This is a genomic window from Sinobaca sp. SA16-1 (assembly GCF_059510515.1).
Window position 1 is genome coordinate 410,696 of record NZ_JCAKFL010000004.1, and the last position, 17,641, is coordinate 428,336.

The 17,641-nt window shown below is 45.1% G+C and carries 21 protein-coding genes; 9 read left to right on the top strand and 12 right to left on the bottom strand.

The window, feature by feature from the left end:
* Positions 1 to 62: 62 nt before the first annotated feature.
* Together AC5W2J_RS13850 and AC5W2J_RS13855 are read right to left on the bottom strand one after the other, a co-directional pair.
* Complete coding sequence (locus AC5W2J_RS13850; RefSeq protein WP_496060042.1) at positions 63 to 1,196, bottom strand: alcohol dehydrogenase catalytic domain-containing protein; 1,134 nt, start codon at positions 1,194 to 1,196, stop codon at positions 63 to 65.
* A gap of 150 nt (positions 1,197 to 1,346) precedes the next feature.
* Positions 1,347 to 1,664, bottom strand: coding sequence for a DUF3243 family protein (locus AC5W2J_RS13855; RefSeq protein ID WP_496060043.1), 318 nt, complete (start codon positions 1,662 to 1,664; stop codon positions 1,347 to 1,349).
* Positions 1,665 to 2,121: 457 nt separating this feature from the next.
* Between AC5W2J_RS13855 and AC5W2J_RS13860 the strand changes: the two genes are divergently transcribed.
* From AC5W2J_RS13860 to adhP, 3 genes are all read left to right on the top strand, one after another.
* Positions 2,122 to 2,589, top strand: coding sequence for a DUF2243 domain-containing protein (locus AC5W2J_RS13860; RefSeq protein WP_496060097.1), 468 nt, complete (start codon positions 2,122 to 2,124; stop codon positions 2,587 to 2,589).
* On the top strand, positions 2,589 to 3,383 hold the full coding sequence (locus AC5W2J_RS13865; RefSeq protein WP_496060044.1) for a cytochrome c oxidase assembly protein: 795 nt from the start codon (positions 2,589 to 2,591) through the stop codon (positions 3,381 to 3,383). The genes AC5W2J_RS13860 and AC5W2J_RS13865 overlap by 1 nt, the downstream gene beginning before the upstream one ends.
* A gap of 168 nt (positions 3,384 to 3,551) precedes the next feature.
* A complete protein-coding gene (gene adhP, locus AC5W2J_RS13870) occupies positions 3,552 to 4,568 on the top strand; it encodes an alcohol dehydrogenase AdhP (RefSeq protein ID WP_496060045.1) in 1,017 nt (338 codons plus the stop codon).
* A 43-nt stretch (positions 4,569 to 4,611) separates the two neighbouring features.
* Here the strand turns inward: adhP and AC5W2J_RS13875 are convergent, their stop codons facing one another.
* The 6 genes from AC5W2J_RS13875 to AC5W2J_RS13900 form a co-directional block, all read right to left on the bottom strand.
* The gene (locus AC5W2J_RS13875; RefSeq protein WP_496060046.1) at positions 4,612 to 5,997 is read right to left on the bottom strand and encodes a sigma-54-dependent transcriptional regulator; all 1,386 of its coding nucleotides are present in this window, start codon (positions 5,995 to 5,997) and stop codon (positions 4,612 to 4,614) included.
* Complete coding sequence (locus AC5W2J_RS13880) at positions 5,994 to 7,658, bottom strand: ATP-binding protein (RefSeq protein WP_496060047.1); 1,665 nt, start codon at positions 7,656 to 7,658, stop codon at positions 5,994 to 5,996. Before AC5W2J_RS13880 ends, AC5W2J_RS13875 begins: the two co-directional genes overlap by 4 nt.
* Positions 7,659 to 7,670: 12 nt before the next feature.
* Positions 7,671 to 8,819, bottom strand: coding sequence for an iron-containing alcohol dehydrogenase (locus AC5W2J_RS13885; protein ID WP_496060048.1), 1,149 nt, complete (start codon positions 8,817 to 8,819; stop codon positions 7,671 to 7,673).
* A 122-nt stretch (positions 8,820 to 8,941) separates the two neighbouring features.
* Positions 8,942 to 9,244: a hypothetical protein gene (locus tag AC5W2J_RS13890; RefSeq protein ID WP_496060103.1), complete on the bottom strand. Its 303-nt coding sequence runs from the start codon at positions 9,242 to 9,244 to the stop codon at positions 8,942 to 8,944.
* The gene (locus AC5W2J_RS13895) at positions 9,150 to 9,479 is read right to left on the bottom strand and encodes a YhgE/Pip family protein (RefSeq protein ID WP_496060098.1); all 330 of its coding nucleotides are present in this window, start codon (positions 9,477 to 9,479) and stop codon (positions 9,150 to 9,152) included. Before AC5W2J_RS13895 ends, AC5W2J_RS13890 begins: the two co-directional genes overlap by 95 nt.
* A 2-nt stretch (positions 9,480 to 9,481) precedes the next feature.
* Positions 9,482 to 10,000 (bottom strand): Rrf2 family transcriptional regulator, encoded by a 519-nt coding sequence (locus AC5W2J_RS13900; protein ID WP_496060099.1) that lies wholly within the window; start codon positions 9,998 to 10,000, stop codon positions 9,482 to 9,484.
* A 306-nt stretch (positions 10,001 to 10,306) separates the two neighbouring features.
* Between AC5W2J_RS13900 and AC5W2J_RS13905 the strand changes: the two genes are divergently transcribed.
* On the top strand, positions 10,307 to 11,164 hold the full coding sequence (locus AC5W2J_RS13905) for an STAS domain-containing protein (protein ID WP_496060049.1): 858 nt from the start codon (positions 10,307 to 10,309) through the stop codon (positions 11,162 to 11,164).
* Positions 11,165 to 11,191: 27 nt separating this feature from the next.
* Here the strand turns inward: AC5W2J_RS13905 and AC5W2J_RS13910 are convergent, their stop codons facing one another.
* Together AC5W2J_RS13910 and AC5W2J_RS13915 are read right to left on the bottom strand one after the other, a co-directional pair.
* A complete protein-coding gene (locus AC5W2J_RS13910) occupies positions 11,192 to 12,106 on the bottom strand; it encodes an alpha/beta fold hydrolase (RefSeq protein ID WP_496060050.1) in 915 nt (304 codons plus the stop codon).
* Positions 12,107 to 12,117: 11 nt separating this feature from the next.
* Positions 12,118 to 12,780, bottom strand: coding sequence for an SOS response-associated peptidase (locus tag AC5W2J_RS13915; RefSeq protein ID WP_496060051.1), 663 nt, complete (start codon positions 12,778 to 12,780; stop codon positions 12,118 to 12,120).
* Positions 12,781 to 12,893: 113 nt separating this feature from the next.
* Here AC5W2J_RS13915 and AC5W2J_RS13920 point away from each other — a divergent pair, with 113 nt between their 5' ends.
* Positions 12,894 to 13,619, top strand: a complete 726-nt coding sequence (locus tag AC5W2J_RS13920) for a YwaF family protein (RefSeq protein ID WP_496060052.1) — start codon at positions 12,894 to 12,896, stop codon at positions 13,617 to 13,619.
* Between the two features lie 7 nt (positions 13,620 to 13,626).
* On the opposite strand, the gene AC5W2J_RS13925 is transcribed toward AC5W2J_RS13920, so the two are convergent.
* Entirely contained in the window at positions 13,627 to 13,830 is a 204-nt protein-coding gene (locus AC5W2J_RS13925; protein WP_496060053.1) for a BshB3 potential contributor to bacillithiol synthesis, read from the bottom strand.
* A 200-nt stretch (positions 13,831 to 14,030) separates the two neighbouring features.
* On the opposite strand from AC5W2J_RS13925, the gene AC5W2J_RS13930 reads away from it, so the two are divergent.
* The 4 genes from AC5W2J_RS13930 (at position 14,031) to AC5W2J_RS13945 (ending at position 17,021) form a co-directional block, all read left to right on the top strand.
* Entirely contained in the window at positions 14,031 to 14,249 is a 219-nt protein-coding gene (locus tag AC5W2J_RS13930) for a hypothetical protein (protein ID WP_496060054.1), read from the top strand.
* Between the two features lie 24 nt (positions 14,250 to 14,273).
* Positions 14,274 to 14,744 carry a hypothetical protein gene (locus AC5W2J_RS13935; protein ID WP_496060055.1) on the top strand — a complete coding sequence of 157 codons (471 nt, stop codon included), beginning with the start codon at positions 14,274 to 14,276 and terminating at the stop codon, positions 14,742 to 14,744.
* Positions 14,745 to 14,875: 131 nt separating this feature from the next.
* Positions 14,876 to 15,778: an ABC transporter ATP-binding protein gene (locus AC5W2J_RS13940; protein ID WP_496060056.1), complete on the top strand. Its 903-nt coding sequence runs from the start codon at positions 14,876 to 14,878 to the stop codon at positions 15,776 to 15,778.
* Positions 15,771 to 17,021, top strand: a complete 1,251-nt coding sequence (locus AC5W2J_RS13945) for an ABC transporter permease (protein WP_496060057.1) — start codon at positions 15,771 to 15,773, stop codon at positions 17,019 to 17,021. Before AC5W2J_RS13940 ends, AC5W2J_RS13945 begins: the two co-directional genes overlap by 8 nt.
* A gap of 153 nt (positions 17,022 to 17,174) precedes the next feature.
* Here AC5W2J_RS13945 and AC5W2J_RS13950 read toward each other — a convergent pair whose 3' ends face one another.
* On the bottom strand, positions 17,175 to 17,624 hold the full coding sequence (locus tag AC5W2J_RS13950) for a glycosyl-4,4'-diaponeurosporenoate acyltransferase CrtO family protein (protein WP_496060058.1): 450 nt from the start codon (positions 17,622 to 17,624) through the stop codon (positions 17,175 to 17,177).
* Positions 17,625 to 17,641 lie beyond the last annotated feature (17 nt).

Sequence of the window (17,641 nt, forward strand, 5' to 3'; positions counted from 1 at the left end):
CGTTAAAAAGCTCCAGATCAAAGGCATTCTGCCTTTGATCTGGAGCTTTTTTCATTCCTGCTTTATGGTTTAAGAATCACTTTAATATTACCGTCTTCCTTTTTATCAAAAATCCGGTATGCTTCTACTGCTTCTGAAAGAGGCATTGGATGGGTAATAATATCTGTTGGATCGATCAGCTTGTTTTCCACCATTTTGTACAGACTTGGCATCATATGGATAACCGGTGCCTGGCCCATTGTTAATGCAACGTTTCGGGTAAAGAAGTCCCCGAGTGGGAAATTATTCGCTTCTGTCCCATATACCCCTGTTAATTGAACAACACCAAATTTCTTTACAGCCTGTGATGCGGTAATGATCGGACTGATAGTTCCGAACTGATTGTCTCCTTCTGAGCCAAATGTTTCATTTGGCTGAACAGTTCCATCCATGCCGACACAGTCGATAACGACATCAGCACCACCTTTAGTATTTTCATGAAGAAGCTGACCGATGTTGTCAATTTCACTGAAGTTATACGTTTCTACATGGTTCGTACGCTTGGCATGCTCCAGACGATGAGGTACCTGGTCTACGGCAATAACTCTCGTTGCACCTTTTAACCAGGCAAACTTCTGCGTCATCAAGCCGATGGGCCCACAGCCAAGAATGATGACCGTATCTCCGTATTTCACGCCGCTGTTTTCCACACTCCAAAATGCCGTAGGAATGACGTCAGATAAAAACAATACACTTTCATCACTTAACGTGCTGTTTTCCGGCACTTTAAATGAAGTGAAATCTGCATAGGGAACCCGCAGATACTCTGCCTGACCACCGGGAAAGCTGCCAAAGTCTTCTGAAAAACCAAACAGGCCGCCCATTTCCTGATGGGGGTTGGATGTATCGCACTGGCTTTCCATATCATGCGTACAGTAATGGCATTCACCGCACCCTATATTAAAAGGGATAACGACCCGGTCTCCTTTTTTCAAGGTTTTCACGTCGGGACCTACTTCTTCTACAATGCCCATTGGTTCATGGCCGATAATGTAATCTTTAGGAGCTGGAATACCCCCTTTATATAAATGAAGATCTGAACCGCAAATACCGGAGGCCGTGATTTTCACAATCATATCATCGTTTTTTTGAATTTTTGGAGCTTCCACTTCTTTTACTTCCATGTGCTCTTTCCCCTGTATCGTAACAGCTTTCATCGTATCTCTCCTCATAATAAGAATAAAATAACATTAGGCAGCAGGTGCCTTCTTTTCTGTCGAAAAGAGTATGTATAAATAGTCCTTTTCCTCTCCCTCTGCAGAAGAAAAGGCCTATTTCTTAATGCACGGCCAATACATCTTCATTTATTACGCGTTTCCCTCTTCTTTTGCCAGGCGAACGAGCACACGTGCAAGCGGACGCTTTTCTTCGTCGTCTGCTACGTTCCACATTTCATGAAGCAGCTTTTCTTCAGGGTTTTTAGGATCTTCTTTTTTATTAAGGTGTTCTGCGACACGCTCTGCGCCTTTAGCAAGCTGTTCTTCATTCAGGCCGACTTTTTCTCCCTTATGGATCTGCTTTTTCAAGTAATCCTGAAACCCCTGATAGCTGTCAAGAATATCCTGCTTTTTCTGTTCTGATGTTTGCTCCAGGCCTTCGTCTGCGTGCTTTTTTGGATCTGTCATAATAAAATTCCTCCTCTGAAATTATAAACACATAGTATTCAGTGTCTGTGGGCTCTCGTATGCTTTGTTTCGGCTGTTGTTTTCTTATCACCTCCTGTATGTACGCTGCTTGTCGAAAAGGGAGGGTAAAAAAAGCCGGAAAGAAGCTAAGTCTTCTTTCCGGCTTTACACGCGGCTCTATTGTCCGGTGATTCATATGCCTATAGGGTATTGGGTTGGATTATATATTGTTTTGGGTGTGCAATCGCAGTCAATAACTGAGGAAATTCATTGATTCGCCTTATGCTTACTTGTGTTCCCGTTATCTCTACTTTGAAACATTATCAGGTAAAGAAATCGCTTTCTTTTTACTTTTTTTGTTTAGGAGGATTTATTAAAGGAAAAGGTTTATTATTTAACTACAGGCAAAATAAGGAGGGGTTGTCCAGTGGATACACATGCTTCACTTTCTTCATCCATGAAAGATAGAACCATAGAATATGCTGGAAGAAATCTGTTATCAGGATTTCTCTTTGGACTCGGCCTTGTCGCTTTTATAGATGAAATGGTTTTTCATCAGCTTCTTCATTGGCACCATTTTTATGATTTGTCCACTACAAGTGCCGGCTTAGTTTCTGACGGTATCTTCCACGCGTTCAGCTGGCTCGCTACGGTTGGTTCTCTCTTTATGGTAGCCGACCTGCGCAGACGAGGAGCATGGTGGAGAAAGCGCTGGATTGGCGGTATCCTCGCCGGCGTCGGCCTTTTTAACTTATATGATGGCTTAATACATCATAAAGTAATGGGTATCCACCAGATCCGCTATGGCGTAGATCTACTGCCCTATGACCTGACGTGGAACATTTCAGCCGCCGTCATTCTGATTGCAGGTCTCATTATTATTTTCCAGACAAACAAAACAATTAAGCAAAAAGGCACCTCCTGATGCATGCACACCATGCCGCACTGGAATGGTGGCCGCAGATTGTTCTGGCCGCTCCCTTTGTTTTTCTTTTTGTATTGTATGGCGGCCTCTATGTTTTTTCGCTTCAAAAAGCAAAACCATGGCCTCTTTACCGGGTGGTATTATGGAATACCGGTCTCGTCTTATGTTTAACTTCCGTTATCGGGCCGCTTGCCCGGGAGGCACATTCTGATTTCACAGCCCATATGACCGGACACCTTCTGCTCGGCATGGCCGGTCCTCTGCTGCTTGTTCTTGGAGCGCCTATTACTCTGCTGCTCCGCACTCTTTCTACAGGGCAGGCAAGAAGAGTCACTGCTTTTCTAAAAAAACCTTGGATGCGCGTGCTGACCTATCCTCTCGTGCCTGCCCTACTGAATGTAGGAGGGCTTTGGCTTTTATACACCACCAGTCTCTACACGTTAATGCACGAATATATGCTGCTTCATATACTCATTCATCTGCATGTGTTTTTAGCCGGTTATTTCTTTACTGCGTCTATTATTTATATAGACCCCATGCCCCACCGGGTCAGTTTTCTCACCCGGGCTCTTGTCCTGATCGCAGCACTTGCGGGACACGGCATCTTGTCTAAGTACCTATATGCCAACCCTCCTGCCGGTGTTCCGGCAGAGCAGGCCCAGTCCGGAAGCATGCTGATGTACTATGGGGGCGACGCCGTAGATTTAGTTATTATCCTTATTCTCTGCTGCCACTGGTATAGTGCCGCACGACCGCGTTCCCTTGAAGCAAAGCAGATACCAACAGAATCATAAACAATTTTTTTGTATTTACAGCCGAAATATCGGCTGTTTTTTTATGTTTGATTTTCTATTATGGAAAAAAACCCCTTTCTTATCCTTTATGAACGATTCCTGTACTTTGGCACGGCTCTTGCAGTAGTAATAGGCAGAACTACTATTCTTTTAAGGAGGGTTTCACCTATGAAAGCAGCAGTAGTAAATGAATTTAATCAAAAGCTTGAAATTAAGGACGTTCCAATGCCGGAATTGGATTACGGAGATATTCTAGTAAAGATACATTCCTGCGGTGTATGCCACACAGACCTTCACGCAGCCCACGGTGACTGGCCTGTTAAACCTAAGCTTCCTCTTATCCCGGGGCATGAGGGGGTAGGTACTATTGAAAAGGTAGCCGAAGGCGTAAAGTCTTTAAAAGTAGGCGACCGTGTTGGTATTCCTTGGCTCTATTCAGCCTGCGGAGAATGTGAGTTCTGCCTCTCCGGAAGGGAAACCCTCTGCCACGATCAGCTGAACGCCGGGTATTCTATCGATGGAGCCTACGCGGAATACTGCAAAGCACCTTCTGCCTATGTAGCAAAAATACCTGACAATCTGGGATTCGATGAAGTAGCTCCTCTTTTCTGCGCTGGAGTAACAACGTACAAAGCACTTAAAGTATCTGAAGCCAAACCAGGTGACTGGGTTGCTATTTTTGGAATCGGGGGGCTTGGCCACGTAGCCGTTCAATATGCCAAGGCTATGTCCTTAAAAGTGGTGGCTGTGGATATCCGCGATGATAAATTAGAGCTCGCCAAACAACTTGGTGCCGATGCCGTAATTAATGGAATGAACGAAGATCCAGGCGAAGCGATTATGGAGCGTTTCAACGGGGTTCAGGCAGCGATCAGCGTAGCAGTTAATGCAAAAGCATTTGAGCAGGCCTATCGCTCGGTTAAACGGGGCGGCACCCTCGTCGTCGTAGGACTGCCTGTCGGAGAACTTCCTATTCCTATTTTTGAAACCGTATTAAACGCCGTAAACGTCCGCGGTTCGATAGTAGGTACAAGAAAAGACCTTCAGGAATGCCTGACGCTCGCTTCTGAAGGGAAAATCCGCCCGATTATTGAAACAAGATCCCTTGATGATATTAATGAAGTATTTGACTCCATGGAACATGGGGACATCAATGGAAGAATTGTTTTGAAAATACACGAATAACAATCCGTACCGAAAACCTTCAGGGCTCCTCCCTGAAGGTTTTTTATTCGTTAAGCCAGTAGCGCAGTTTTCTTGTATTGACTCCAAGACGTTCTGCCGCTTTCTGCCTGTTTCCTCTCGTCATCATCAACGTATGGTCTATTACCTGCTGCACAGCCTTTTTTTCTGACTCCCTCATTTCATCTACCATTTCTTCAAGGGAGAGATAATCATCTGCTTCCAGCTGTTTTTTCAGTCCGGTCACCCACGCACTGGAAATGGGACCAGCTTCTTCCTCTGTATCGGCCAGGATCTTTCCATTTCCATGAAATAGGATATGCTCTGCCTCAATTTGTTCGTCTGCATGGGCGGAGGCTCTCGCCAGCACGTTCACAAGCTCCCGGATATTACCCGGCCAGGCATGGTTTTGCAGCTTTCTCAATGCTTCTTGACTTATTCGTACGGTATCCGGTGCCTCTTTTAGAAGCATTGCTTCCACCAGTTCGGGAATGTCTTCTTTTCTTTCTCGTAAAGGAGGTATTGTCAGCCGGACGACTTCCAGACGATAGAGTAGATCCTCCCGAAAGTCCCCTGCTTCCACAGCTTCGTGAAGGGAACGATTTGTAGCAGCGATAATTCTTGCACTACTCTGCACAGAGCGCTCTCCTCCTACACGGAAAAACTCTTTTGATTCCAGTACGCGCAGTAGTTTCACCTGGGTGGATAAAGATGCTTCGCCTATTTCATCAAGCAGAAGCGTACCGCCTTTGGCCATTTCAAAGAAACCCTTTCGGACTTTCTGCGCGCCCGTAAAAGCACCTGCTTCATGGCCGAACAGTTCACTTTCAATCACATTCTCCGGCAGTGCCCCAAAGTTCACTCCGAGAAACGGCCTTTCCTTTCCCCCTGCTGCTTCATGAATGAAACGGGCGACTACCTCTTTTCCGCTTCCCGTTTCCCCGTCAATTAAAATTGTCAGCGGTTTAGGCGCAAACCGGGAGGCAAGGCGCACAAGCTCCTGCATCGCTTTGCTTTTCCCGATAATCAAGCCGCTTTTTTTCGCAGCCTGTTCGACAGCATTTGTATACGCAATGGTATCTTTTCGATTTACTTTTTCTTCAAGAAGCGCTATATTTTCAAACGGCTTTTCGATATAATCTTCTGCTCCCAGCTTAATCGCTTCGACGGCTGACTCAATTGTGCTGTATCCCGTCATCACAATACATCGGCAGCCGGGCTGCTGAAGCCTTATTTCCTTAAGCAGCCGGAGGCCGTTCGTATCCGGAAGCTTAATATCTATAAAAGCAATATCAAATTTTTCCCATGACAGCATAAGCTGATGAAACTCTTTTCCGTTCCGGGCCAGATAAATGGTATGTTCTTCAGCCTCCAGCAGATACGTAAAGAAATCTCCTATGTCTTTATCATCGTCCACAATTAATATATTCACGCCCGGCCCTCCTTTTGTGCTAGTTTTGGAAACCTCAGCTCAAACGTACTTCCATTTCCGCCTGTACTTGTTACAACCAGGCTGCCTCCATTTCGTTCTGCTAGGTCCCTGCTTACTGAAAGACCGAGTCCGGTGCCGCTTTGTTTTTCTTTTGTTGTGAAAAATGGCGTAAAAATCGTATCTTTTTTGTCTGTCGGAATCCCACACCCGTTATCTTCTACAAACAAGCTGACGTATTCCGGCATATGACGGGTTATCAGCGTAATATACCTTGGCTCCGCTTTCTCTGTTAACGCATCTTTTGCGTTGAGAAGCAGATTGATAATAATCTGGCCGATTTGATGGGGACTGGCTTCGACCAGCGGGATATCTTTTGAGAAACGCCGTTCAATTTGGATATGTTCCCGTTCGATTTGAAAGCCTATCAAACTCAGGACGTCTTCTACAGATTCATTCAGACAGCATTCTGTACTTTCTTCCTTTTCCTGACGGGAGAAAGAGAGCAGGTTGCGGATAATCCCCTGGCATCTTTTCCCGCCTCTTTCAATCGCGTCTGCCAGTTCCCGGGGCCTGCCATCTTCTGACAGCTGACGTTTTAAAATCTGCGTGTTTCCAATAACGGCAGTAAGAGGACTGTTCAATTCATGCGCGACCCCGGCAGCCATTTCGCCTATGGCGGCCAGCTGGCCGGAATGCTGAAGCTGCGCCTGCGTTCTGATTTTTTCCGTAATATCTTTAATGTAAATCAGCAGTCCTTTCATTTCACCCGCCTCCCCCCGGACCGGATACGTCTGGATGTCACACATGCTGCCGTTCTTTAAGCTCATTTGGTAATTTTTCATGGACTGCGTATGATAGCTTTCTTCTATCGGGCAGAACGAGTGGCCTTCCGGAAATAAGACGTCGTGGCAGCGAAGGCCGATCATACTGGCAGGCGGTTTGCCGAAAAAATGATGGGAGGCCTGATTGCAGCGGATAATCCGGTGGTCCGTATCAGCAAGCAGAAGCAGGTCTGCTACCGCTTGAAACGTTTCTTCCCATTCTTTTTTGCTTGCGGATACTTCCCGATAAAGCCTGGAATTTTCCACCATCACCGCAATATGGTCGGAAAGCTGGCGGAAAAAAGTAATATCCGAATAGTCATAAGGCATGCGTTCTGCTGTAGCAAAGGTCAGCACACCAATCGTAGATGTTTTCATCCTCAGGGGGATCACGCAGGCATGATACAGGCTATGATCAGCGAGCGTCTGCTCTTCGACAAAACGGTAGGAGCCTCCGGGTTCCCATTCATGAATGACAATAAGGCCCTGGTTGATTGCTTTCCAGTAGATCGACCGGTCATGCGGAAGGTGCAGCCCGACTTCTTCCTCCTCAACGGAAATCGGATAGATACTTTGAAGCGTCATCATATCGTCTTCAATCAAGGAGATGCTGACACGGTCGATCGGATATAGTTCATAAATGGTTTCTAAAATATGCTGAAGGGATCTTTCCATCGTTCCTGTCAGCTGAAAGCCTTTTGCTACTTCATTAAGTATTTCAAGCTTTTGATTTTTCTTCTCCAGCTCACCAATTGTTTTTTTTAAATCGGTATAGTAGCTTTTTTTCGAAGCTTTAACCCCTGTCAGTTTCTCAATAACACTTTCCTTTTCTGTAAACATAGAGCTCCCCCTTTACTCATAAGCTTTTTGGAACAAGGCTTCTATATCCTGCAGTGTCACATCTCTTGGATTGGTTACCATGCATGCATCTTCAAGAGCGGTAAGAGCCATCTTATTAAAGTCAGGGTTATTCAGACCGACTTCTTTCAATGTTTTGGGAGCACCAATGTCATCGGCAAGCGAGCGCAGGGCCCGAATCCCAAAGCGTCCTTTTTCCATCTTTTCATCGGTGCAGGCCGCCGCTCCCAGAATGTCTCCTATCTCTGCAAAGCGGGAAGGAGAAGCAATCAGGTTAAATTCCATCACGTGCGGAAGCAGAATACTGTTAATTTCTCCATGAGGCAGCTCATAGCGTCCTCCAATTGCATGGGACATCGCATGAACCGCTCCCAGGATGGCATTGGAGAAAGCAAGCCCCGCCTGCAGACTGGCCATGGCCATGGAACGCTTGGCTTCCAGGTTGGTATGAGATGCTGTAGAAGGCCGCAGGTTAGCCGCGGCCAGCTTAAGTGCATTTAGAGCGTGTACATCGGTAAGAGGGGTCGCCGCCACGCTGACATACGCTTCAATCGCGTGGGAGATAGCGTCCAATCCGGTTGCTGCTGTCAGCAGATGGTCTTTAGTCATTAATACAAAAGGATCGACGATAGCAATATCAGGAACGAGGGATTTGGAGACAATGGTCATTTTCTTTTTTCGTTTAGGATCAATAATAATCGAAAATTGCGACACTTCGGACCCTGACCCCGCAGTGGTCGGCACCATTATCGTCGGCGGCAGCGGACTGTGTATATGGTCCACTCCCTCGTAGTCTTCGATACTCCCTCCGTTGCTTACGATAATAGCCACCGCTTTCGCTACATCCAAAGCACTTCCGCCCCCAACCCCGAGTACGGCATCGCACTTCTCTTCTCTATATAAGGCTGCGCCTTTCTCTACCTGCTGCGAATCCGGATTGGTTGTTACTTCTTCGTACAAGGTATGAGCAAGTCCTGTTTCTTCTATTTTCTCCACAGCCTGATCCGTCCATCCGGCAGCTTTCACACCGGGATCGCTGACGACAAGAATACGCTGAGCCCCCAACCGCAGAAAACTCTCTCCAATTTGATGAATAGCATGATCTCCAAAAATGATTTCCGGTGCCATAAATTTCGTAATCATCGGTTCACCTCATCTGCTTTTATGAATGCGCTTTTATATGTAGTATACCACCGGTTTTGGATTTCTATTCTTTCCTGTTCAAAACAAAAAGAACCTCCCGTCTAAAGGAGGCTCTTACATCATTAAGAAGAAACCGGTTCTGCCCTCCAACGTTTCGCTTTCCATGTGAAATAAATGATGGATGCCATATGGAAAATAAGGAAAATTTCTGTTAGTACAAGCAGTTCCGTTGTTACGGGTCCGCCAAGAAAAAGGGCTTCCCTATAGTCGGACACCGCGTAGGCCATCGGAAGAAACGGACTGATATGACGGAAGAAATCGGTAATCTTTTCAAAAGAAGCTTCCCCGGAAACCTTCGGAAGAGAAGCCGAGATTTGAGAAGCTAAAGAACCGCTTTTCATTCGTAAACGTCCAGTCCAGCTCATCGTTTTCTTTTAAATTATCTATCGTTTCCCGGCCAATGCTTAATGTTTCTCCCTCATAGTCTGCAGGCCTGTCTTCGTTGGCAACAGCAACAGGCAGCTGATCCGCATTTCCGAACGGATCCCAGGCTCCCCGTAAAAAAACACCGGCATAAATAAGAGGGATAAGAATAACAGCAAACACCACTATCCGTATTTTCCGATCATGCAGTAAATGGTGCCATTCCGCATTTATCATCTTCACTCGGCATCGTCTCCTAATTGCACTTTCCGGCGCAGTGCCTGGATGTCCTCGTGAGCCGGCTTTTGGTTCCAGTCAATAGTTCTGAATTGGTCTATTCCAATAATTTGTTTAAGCACATCTGCGACCGTTACTTTTTTTAAAGTCGAAAAATAATTCTCCTGCGCTTCGGCGAAAATGTCGTTTAACAAGGCTTCCCCTTCCGGAGCTACTTCTGAGTCCGGAAATGCCAGGGGAATCAATCCATTCAATTCTATAAAAGGCGTATCCTCTTCAATGGCTACAAACACATCATAGATCGTTATGTCACTCGGCGGTCTTGTCAACCGAATTCCTCCCTGATTTCCCGGTACGGAAACAATCAACTCGTGCACTACCAGTTTTCTTAACATCTTTTTCAAGTAAGACGATGATACTTTCAGCTTGGAACTGATCACCTCACTGCTGACTAATTTATGTTCTTCCTGTGTAGAAATCATTGCCAGAATACAAGCAGCCTGTTCTACTCCCGTTTTCATTTTCACAGCACTCATCCTTTTTTATTATTGTGGATATATTATATCCATTATGGATAATATTTGTCTACAAAAATAACAAAAAACTTCTTAGATTAAGGAAGAAAACAGAGGGACACCCCTGCGGACAGCAACCCCTGTACAGACTTTTGTATAAAATACGTATATTCCGCCTTTTTCTACAGCCTGTCCTGTTTTTTCTCATAAATCCTTTTCATAGAAAAAAAAGCCGGAAAGTGATATATTCAATTCCATATGCCGATAATTCATTTTATTATCAGGCACCAGCAGTGAAGGGAGTTACCGCACGTGCCAAATGAATATAATTTACATTCTTCAGATTTCACTTCGTTGAAGTCTGTGTCGCAGAAAATATTCAGTATTATAAGTGAGCGTTTAAATGTAAACACCGCTTATGTTGCCCTGCGAGGCGATAAAAGCATGACCGCTATCAGCTCCTACAACGCAAAAGATCTTATCGTACCGGAAGGGTATTCGCTGGATCATTCAGATACCTACTGTCAAATGATTTTATCAGAAAAAAACCACTCTTTTTTTACAAACAATGTGAACGAAGAAGATGTAATGAAACATTTAAAAATAACGGATGAATTTAAAGTGAAAGGTTTTCTGGGTGTGACGCTTTTTGATTTGGAAGGTAATGTATTCGGCACTCTTTGTGTGATGGACAGAGAAAAAAACAACTTCACCGATAAAGATGTTGCTTACTTAAAATCAATGGCAGAGATTCTTTCCCATATTATTGAATTGGACCGAACCAAATTTAATATGGGATTCTTAAATGTACCTATCATTCCGATCACGAAAGGTGTTTCCATCCTTAGTATTCAAGGTATTGTAGATGAACACCGGGCAGACAAAATCACCCAGTCCGTTTTAAACTACGGTGCTTCTCATCATATTAACTATTTTATTATTGATTTATCCGGGTTAATTATATTGGACGGTGTTTTCCCCCGGGTATTGATCGACCTCGTTAAATCGCTTAAATTGATGGGGATTGAAGCGATTCTTACCGGTATTTCACCCGAGTTTGCCCAAAATCAGGCTGGAGCCGTATCGCTGCTGCAGTTAAATATTAAAATTGTGCACAGTCTGGAAACAGCTCTAAAGCACATAGGGTTTACTCTTTCTGAACACAAATAAAGCCGGGGCGGCAAATGCCCCGGCTTTTTATTTTGAAAATAGATCAGCTGTAAATGCCTGAATGTACCCATGCATGACGTCCGGCTGTTCTTCCGGAACATAGTGCCCGCAGTTTTTTACTTCTTCCGCCATCACAATCGAAGACGCTTTCTGCTTCCAAATGTCCACCACCGGCTGGCCCGCTAAATTTCCAGTGTCTCCCCAAAGCAGCATGACCGGCACTTCCACCTTTACTTCGTTCTTTTGTTTCTCTCGATACCTGGGTAGATCTACTTGATAAGAGGCCCGGTAATCATTTAATGCGGCCTGCACAGATCCTTTTTTCTGCCATGTGCGGAGATACTCTTCCCACGCCCCGTCCGCTTTAAAAGCATCCATTAACCGGGGAGAGCGTTTGAAGAAAAACTCTAAATACGTTTCTTCTTTGCCTTCAATTAGAGTCTCCGGTACATCCGGCACCACTTGGAATATCCAATGCCAGTATTTCTCTGCCGCTTCACCAGCTGTAAGGTTGTCATAAATATATTCGAGCGGCAGAATATCGATCAGGCCGGCGCCGGCAAGCTTTTCCGGGTAGTCCAGAGCATACCTTCTGGTAACACGCGCTCCCCGGTCATGACCGATCATCGCGACATTTTCAAGTCCCAGCAGCTGCACCAGTCCGTGTACATCCGCCGCCATCTGCTCGTTGTCATACGAGTGGAGTCCTTCCGGCCTGCTTGAATCCCCGTACCCTCGTAAATCCATAGCCAGTACATAATGATCCGCCGCCAGCTTCGGAATAAGATCCCTCCATATCAGCCAGCTCTGCGGAAATCCGTGAAGCAGCAGCACAGGGGAGGCCGTATTGGTACCAGCCTGCACATAATGAACCGTTATCCCATTTACTTCTGCATATTGATGATCCCATTCTTCTGCTGTGTATTTTTTCTGCCGTGACATAGTGGGCCTCCTTATTGTTTTTCTATTAGGTCGGGAGTGTTATTTTTAGGGCTGTTTACTGCACGGCTTACCGGATATGCGTTCATTTGGTTACTGTCGTAAGGCTCGAGCATTGCTTTTGCTTCTTCTTTCGACGTATCGGGATGCAACCACGCTTCTCTCCGGCTCTTCGGGATAATTACCGGCATCCGGTGGTGAAGGTCTTTCATTAAATCGTTTGCTTCTGTCGTAATAATGGTGCAGGAAGTAATCGTTTCTTCTTCCCCTTCCCACCTGTCCCAGAGTCCGGCGAACGTAAAAATACTTTCATCGTTTACCGTAATACGATACGGCTGCTTTTCTTTTCCTTCTTTTTTCCATTCGTAAAAACTGTCAGCTATCACCAGGCAGCGTCTCCGCTCCAGCAGTTTTTTAAAAGAAGGCTTTTCGTCTACTGTTTCCGCTCTGGCGTTAATCATTTTATGACCGATAGAAGGATCGCGGGACCAGGATGGTACAAGACCCCACTTCAAAAAACCAGCCTTCGTTTGATCATGGCTCGAAGCAATGGTCAAAACAAGCTGAGTGGGAGCCACATTGTAATTTGGCGGGATTTCAGGAATAGCCGTCCCTGTTTCCTGTTCAATGTCTATGGAAGATGAATATAACGTAAATCTGCCGCACAATGCTATCACCTCTTTTTTTGCTTCTATACCCTATTTTTTACAAGCATATCCCCGTTCAGCGGTTAAAATTTTCCAAAAAAGGTTATGGGAAAGAAAAGAGACGTATAAAAGGGGGGCTTTTCATGTGGTGGATGGAATTTCATCATGATGGGCCGGGGTTCGATTCGTTCGGTCCTGCTCATCTTTTCGTATTTGCGTTTGTTATTTTAAGCTGTATGATCCTTCTGGTCTGGCGGCGGCCGCTTCGCCAATCGCAGGCCTTTCAGAAAACTTTCTGCTGGAGTGCTGTTGCGTTTCTTCTGCTGGCAGAAATATGGCTGCACACCTGGTATGCAATAGAAGGGGTCTGGGACGTTCGATTTGCTCTACCTTTAAAGCTAAGCAGCTTTGCCTGGATGGCAGTTGTTGCCATGCTCTTGACAAAAGGCCCTTCCTTTTGGACGGCGTTTGCTTTTTATGCCGGCACAACGAGTGCCTTTCTGACATTGATTTTTCCGGATATCGATAACTACGGCTTCCCTCACCTGCGCTTTCTGCATTTTTTTATAACACATGGTCTTTTGATTATAGCGGTATTTTATAAGCTTATTATTGAAAGAACCCCTGTAACCTTTCGTTCTCTTTTTCCTGTCTGGCTTGTAATGAATGGACTGGCGGCCATTGTATTTTCCGTAAACACCCTGACGGGTGGAAATTATATGTATTTAATGGAAAAGCCGCCTTCCCCGACGCCGTTTGACTGGCTCGGAGAATGGCCTTACTACCTCATTACGCTTCAGCCTCTCGCAGTCGGGCTTTTCATGCTGATGTACGCGTTTTACCACTATGCTGTGAAGCGCTGGCAGTAGAGCGTTATTAGGAAAAAACTGCCATGCTGGCAGCAATTCCTACCAGAATCACCAAGATAGGCAGAATAATAATATAGAGCACCAGCATATTGGACGTGCTTTTGCCGGAATCGTACTTTTTGTCTTCTTCGTCCGTTATTTTTGTTAAACCCAGCGTAATCGCAGTAGCAGCAATTCCGATAAGAATTATCAATATAATCGCAATATTCATCGTACTCTCCTCTCCCTGTCTACTGGGATCTCTTCAACCTTTTTCGCTGTTGTCTTCTATAAGTCCTGCCCGGAAAACCTTTTAGTTGCCGGGCAGATTTATGATAAGATTAATTTACAATTTATTCTATAAATAGAAAAATGTTTTTAAACAGACTCTCTTTTTTATTATACCATCCGTTTGAACGAAGGAGCCGCGCTATGCCTATTGGTCCATTTATTTTATTTCATGCAGTCATTTTTCTATTCGCTTTTTTTGTTTCGTTTGCTGCCTCCTCCCGGTTCAAAAAGCGGTACATAATTATTCCTTTCTTTCTGTTCTTTTTGTTGTTTCAAGGTATTCCCGCGGCTATTGCCGCCCTGGCCGCTTCTTATTCAGGCTGCCGGGCCGGCCGGCGAAGACTTGAGCAGTCCCGGTAATTTCTCTACAGCGAGGTGTATCGAATGAAAAGAAGATTTGATCCGTCTAAGTGGCAGCTGAGATTTGGTGGTCTTTTTCTTATTGTGATCTATCTGGGAACAGCTTCTGTCATAGAGTATATCGTCGATGATCCGGTTACGGGAGTGGCTTATGGATACATCGGCGGATTGATTCCCTTAGTCGGGATCTCTATTTATGCAGACACCCGCTTGAAGAAAACGACTGAAAAATCATTATCCCAGGCGGATAAAGATTTTGATCTGAAGCCGGATATGCTGGCTGCCATTTTAGTTTATGCAGGAGCTTTTTTCTTTGTTTACTACTATTTTGATTTCCCTTTAAGGGATGTAACCATCCAAGCTTCCCTGTTCGCCGGCGGCACTGTCCTTTCCTTTGTTTTTTATATTATCCGGATGAAAGGAAAAGGGTATCAGCTCGAAGACGGACACTGGGTTAATAGAGAAAAAGATACCGATCACGATCAGGCTTGTTAAAAACCTTTAACCTTTTAACTGTATATAATAATATACCAAAAGAATTGATATTATTTTTGCATTCCATCATAGTAAAAGAAGACAGAAACTGTCTAAGCTGTTCCAACTACTACGGCCAGGAGGTATGACCATTGACGCTCGTTATTGACAATGTCACGAAACGATTCGGCTCTCATCAAGCAGTAGATGGGGTGTCGTTATCTGTAGAAAAAGGCAGCATGTTTGGCATGCTTGGAGCGAATGGAGCCGGCAAAACCACTACGTTCCGCATGATTCTCGGACTGCTTGATCCCACTTCAGGCTCCGTGACCTGGGACGGCCGCCCTCTCTCCTATAAGCGCACCAGTTTAATTGGATATCTGCCGGAAGAAAGAGGCCTTTATCCCAAGCTGACAGTAAAAGAACAGATTATTTACTTAATGCGTCTGAAAGGGATGAAAAAAACCAGTATCATTCCCGCCCTTCAAGAATGGCTCGAAACGTTTCAAGTACCAGAGTATGAGAACAAAAAAATTGAAGAATTATCCAAAGGAAACCAGCAGAAAATCCAGTTTATTGCAGCTGTCCTACATAAACCCGAGCTTTTGATTTTAGATGAACCCTTCAGCGGGCTCGATCCCGTAAACACCGATATGCTGAAGCAGGCTGTGCAGCATATCCAGCAGCAAGGCACGACTATTGTTTTTTCCAGCCATCAAATGAAAAACGTAGAAGAAATGTGTGAAGACTTGATTATGCTAAAGCGCGGAAAAGCCGTACTGCAAGGAAACCTGCGGGACATAAAGCGTTCCTACGGCGTGAAAAATATATCGGTGCAGGCGGACTACGACCTGGCTTTTCTTCATGAGGTTCCCGGCGTGCTGGACCTGCAGCAGCATAAAGACGGTGCCGTGCTGCGGGTCCAGGATGAGACCATTGCAGAACCTGTCTTTCAGCGCATTGCTGAAAAAGGATTCGTGCGTAAATTCGAAGTCGAACAGCCCAGCCTGCACGATATCTTTATTGATAAGGCAGGTGTAGAAAACGATGAATAATTTCTGGATTACCGTTGCCCATACGATGACAAAACGCGTACGCTCCAAATCCTTTTTCTGGTCGAGCCTTGTTACCATTGTGCTTGTTATAGGATTAATGAACGCTGCCGGCATATTGTCCTCTTTTTCCGATGACGAGGCCGGAGAACGGTCGAACATAGCGGTTATTGATAATACATCAGAAGAGGAAGAAATGGGAGCAGCTCTCGCTTCCTATGAAGAAAGCTCTTTTGCCTATGAAAATTATTCCGGTACAGAAGAAGAGGCCATGGCTTCAGCAGAAGAGGAAGAATATGCTTTTGTACTGACTCTGGAAGGAGAACCGTCTGAACTGAACGCCGTCTTATACGGAAGCGAAAGCGATTTTCAGGATGGCCAGGTCATTAACCAGGATGTACAGCGCATTAAAGAAGGGTTTGTTACAAACGAGCTGAACCTTGACGGGCAGCAGCTCGCCACCATCTACGAGCCGGTATCGTTTTCCGAGCAGCCTCTCACTGAAGGCGCGGAAGTGCAGACCGAAGAAGCTCATAATCAAGCCTATTGGATGGTGTATGCCCTTGTCTTTGCAATTTACCTGCTCGTTATTATGTTTGGATCGATGATCGCAACGGAAGTAGCTACTGAAAAATCCTCCAGGGTGATGGAATTAATTGTTTCCAGCGTTAACCCTATTACACAGATGTTTGGAAAGCTTGTCGGTATCGGTATTGTCGGTTTGTTGAATATAGCCGTACTGGCTGTCGCCGCGCTTATCGGAGATGCCATCAGCGGTGATAACATTCTGGAAGGCTTATTCAGTGAAGCCATTGAAGTATCCCTGCTTTTATACGCTTTGCTTTTCATTGTACTCGGCTATTTCCTCTATGGCGGTATCGCCGCTATGCTGGGAGCGCTTGTCAGTCGGGCAGAAGAAGTAAATCAGGCGATCCAGCCGCTCATCTACGTAGCTATGGTTGCATTTTTTATAGCCATTTTCGGCTTGAATGCTCCGGATGCAACGATCATTCAAATTCTATCGTATATTCCCTTTTTCACGCCACAGCTGCTTTTCTTAAGAATCGGTATGACTACGGTTCCGACATGGGAAATCATCTTGATCATTACCATTCTTACCGCCAGTGCTTTTTTTATCAACATGCTGGCTGCCAGAATATACAAAGGCGGCGTGCTGATGTACGGCAGGTTCTCTATTAAAAATGGCATGAAGCAGGCATTTACTATTTCTAAAAAAGAAAAATAACATAAAAAAAACCGGAAGCGTTTTTTCTCCCGGTTTTTTTGCTATATCTCATCTTTTAAATTTCCATTTATTGTATAAAAAATGATGGAAATTTACAGTCTTTCTTTATTTTCCCACACTATCATCGTTGAAGGCATTGGCCTTTCATTTCCTCTAGGCACGTTTTTCTTTCCAGCGCTGCAGCCGTCCCCGATTGTAACGTTGAATCATAATAAAGGGCAGATTAAAGCAGAACGCGTAAACAATCATAATCCAGCCGACCCATGGTTCATTAAACAAGAAAAAAAGAGGAGCCGGAAGGATCTGCAGCCAATGTGAAAGCTCGGAGCGGTTTGCTTCCGTATGAAATGCTGCAACGTCTTCCGCCTTTCGCAGACGCAGCGTACTTTTGGGAATACCAAGCTTTGTCCAGGTGCTGGCTTCCGGGAGACGGTGCTTCCATTTCTTTATTTTAAGCGCATCGTATACCCGCCCATTATTTTCCCATTTTCGAATTTTATACAGCCATGGAAAAGAAGCTATGACAGAGGGAGGGAGAAAATACACGGCAGTTCCAATGCTTAAATGAATACAAAGCCATGCCGCTGCATTTATCCAAATCATTTTAATGCCCCCTCTCC

Coding starts and splice junctions, on each gene's coding strand:
- AC5W2J_RS13920 (WP_496060052.1), top strand. CDS start 12,894: ATGTGGTGGATGGAATTTCATCATGATGGGCCGGGGTTCGATTCGTTC.
- AC5W2J_RS13910 (WP_496060050.1), bottom strand. CDS start 12,106: ATGTCACGGCAGAAAAAATACACAGCAGAAGAATGGGATCATCAATAT.
- AC5W2J_RS13850 (WP_496060042.1), bottom strand. CDS start 1,196: ATGAAAGCTGTTACGATACAGGGGAAAGAGCACATGGAAGTAAAAGAA.
- AC5W2J_RS13890 (WP_496060103.1), bottom strand. CDS start 9,244: ATGAGCTGGACTGGACGTTTACGAATGAAAAGCGGTTCTTTAGCTTCT.
- AC5W2J_RS13930 (WP_496060054.1), top strand. CDS start 14,031: ATGCCTATTGGTCCATTTATTTTATTTCATGCAGTCATTTTTCTATTC.
- AC5W2J_RS13950 (WP_496060058.1), bottom strand. CDS start 17,624: ATGATTTGGATAAATGCAGCGGCATGGCTTTGTATTCATTTAAGCATT.
- AC5W2J_RS13925 (WP_496060053.1), bottom strand. CDS start 13,830: ATGAATATTGCGATTATATTGATAATTCTTATCGGAATTGCTGCTACT.
- AC5W2J_RS13945 (WP_496060057.1), top strand. CDS start 15,771: ATGAATAATTTCTGGATTACCGTTGCCCATACGATGACAAAACGCGTA.
- AC5W2J_RS13855 (WP_496060043.1), bottom strand. CDS start 1,664: ATGACAGATCCAAAAAAGCACGCAGACGAAGGCCTGGAGCAAACATCA.
- AC5W2J_RS13860 (WP_496060097.1), top strand. CDS start 2,122: ATGAAAGATAGAACCATAGAATATGCTGGAAGAAATCTGTTATCAGGA.
- AC5W2J_RS13895 (WP_496060098.1), bottom strand. CDS start 9,479: ATGATAAATGCGGAATGGCACCATTTACTGCATGATCGGAAAATACGG.
- AC5W2J_RS13885 (WP_496060048.1), bottom strand. CDS start 8,819: ATGATTACGAAATTTATGGCACCGGAAATCATTTTTGGAGATCATGCT.
- AC5W2J_RS13935 (WP_496060055.1), top strand. CDS start 14,274: ATGAAAAGAAGATTTGATCCGTCTAAGTGGCAGCTGAGATTTGGTGGT.
- AC5W2J_RS13900 (WP_496060099.1), bottom strand. CDS start 10,000: ATGAAAACGGGAGTAGAACAGGCTGCTTGTATTCTGGCAATGATTTCT.
- AC5W2J_RS13880 (WP_496060047.1), bottom strand. CDS start 7,658: ATGTTTACAGAAAAGGAAAGTGTTATTGAGAAACTGACAGGGGTTAAA.
- adhP (WP_496060045.1), top strand. CDS start 3,552: ATGAAAGCAGCAGTAGTAAATGAATTTAATCAAAAGCTTGAAATTAAG.
- AC5W2J_RS13865 (WP_496060044.1), top strand. CDS start 2,589: ATGCATGCACACCATGCCGCACTGGAATGGTGGCCGCAGATTGTTCTG.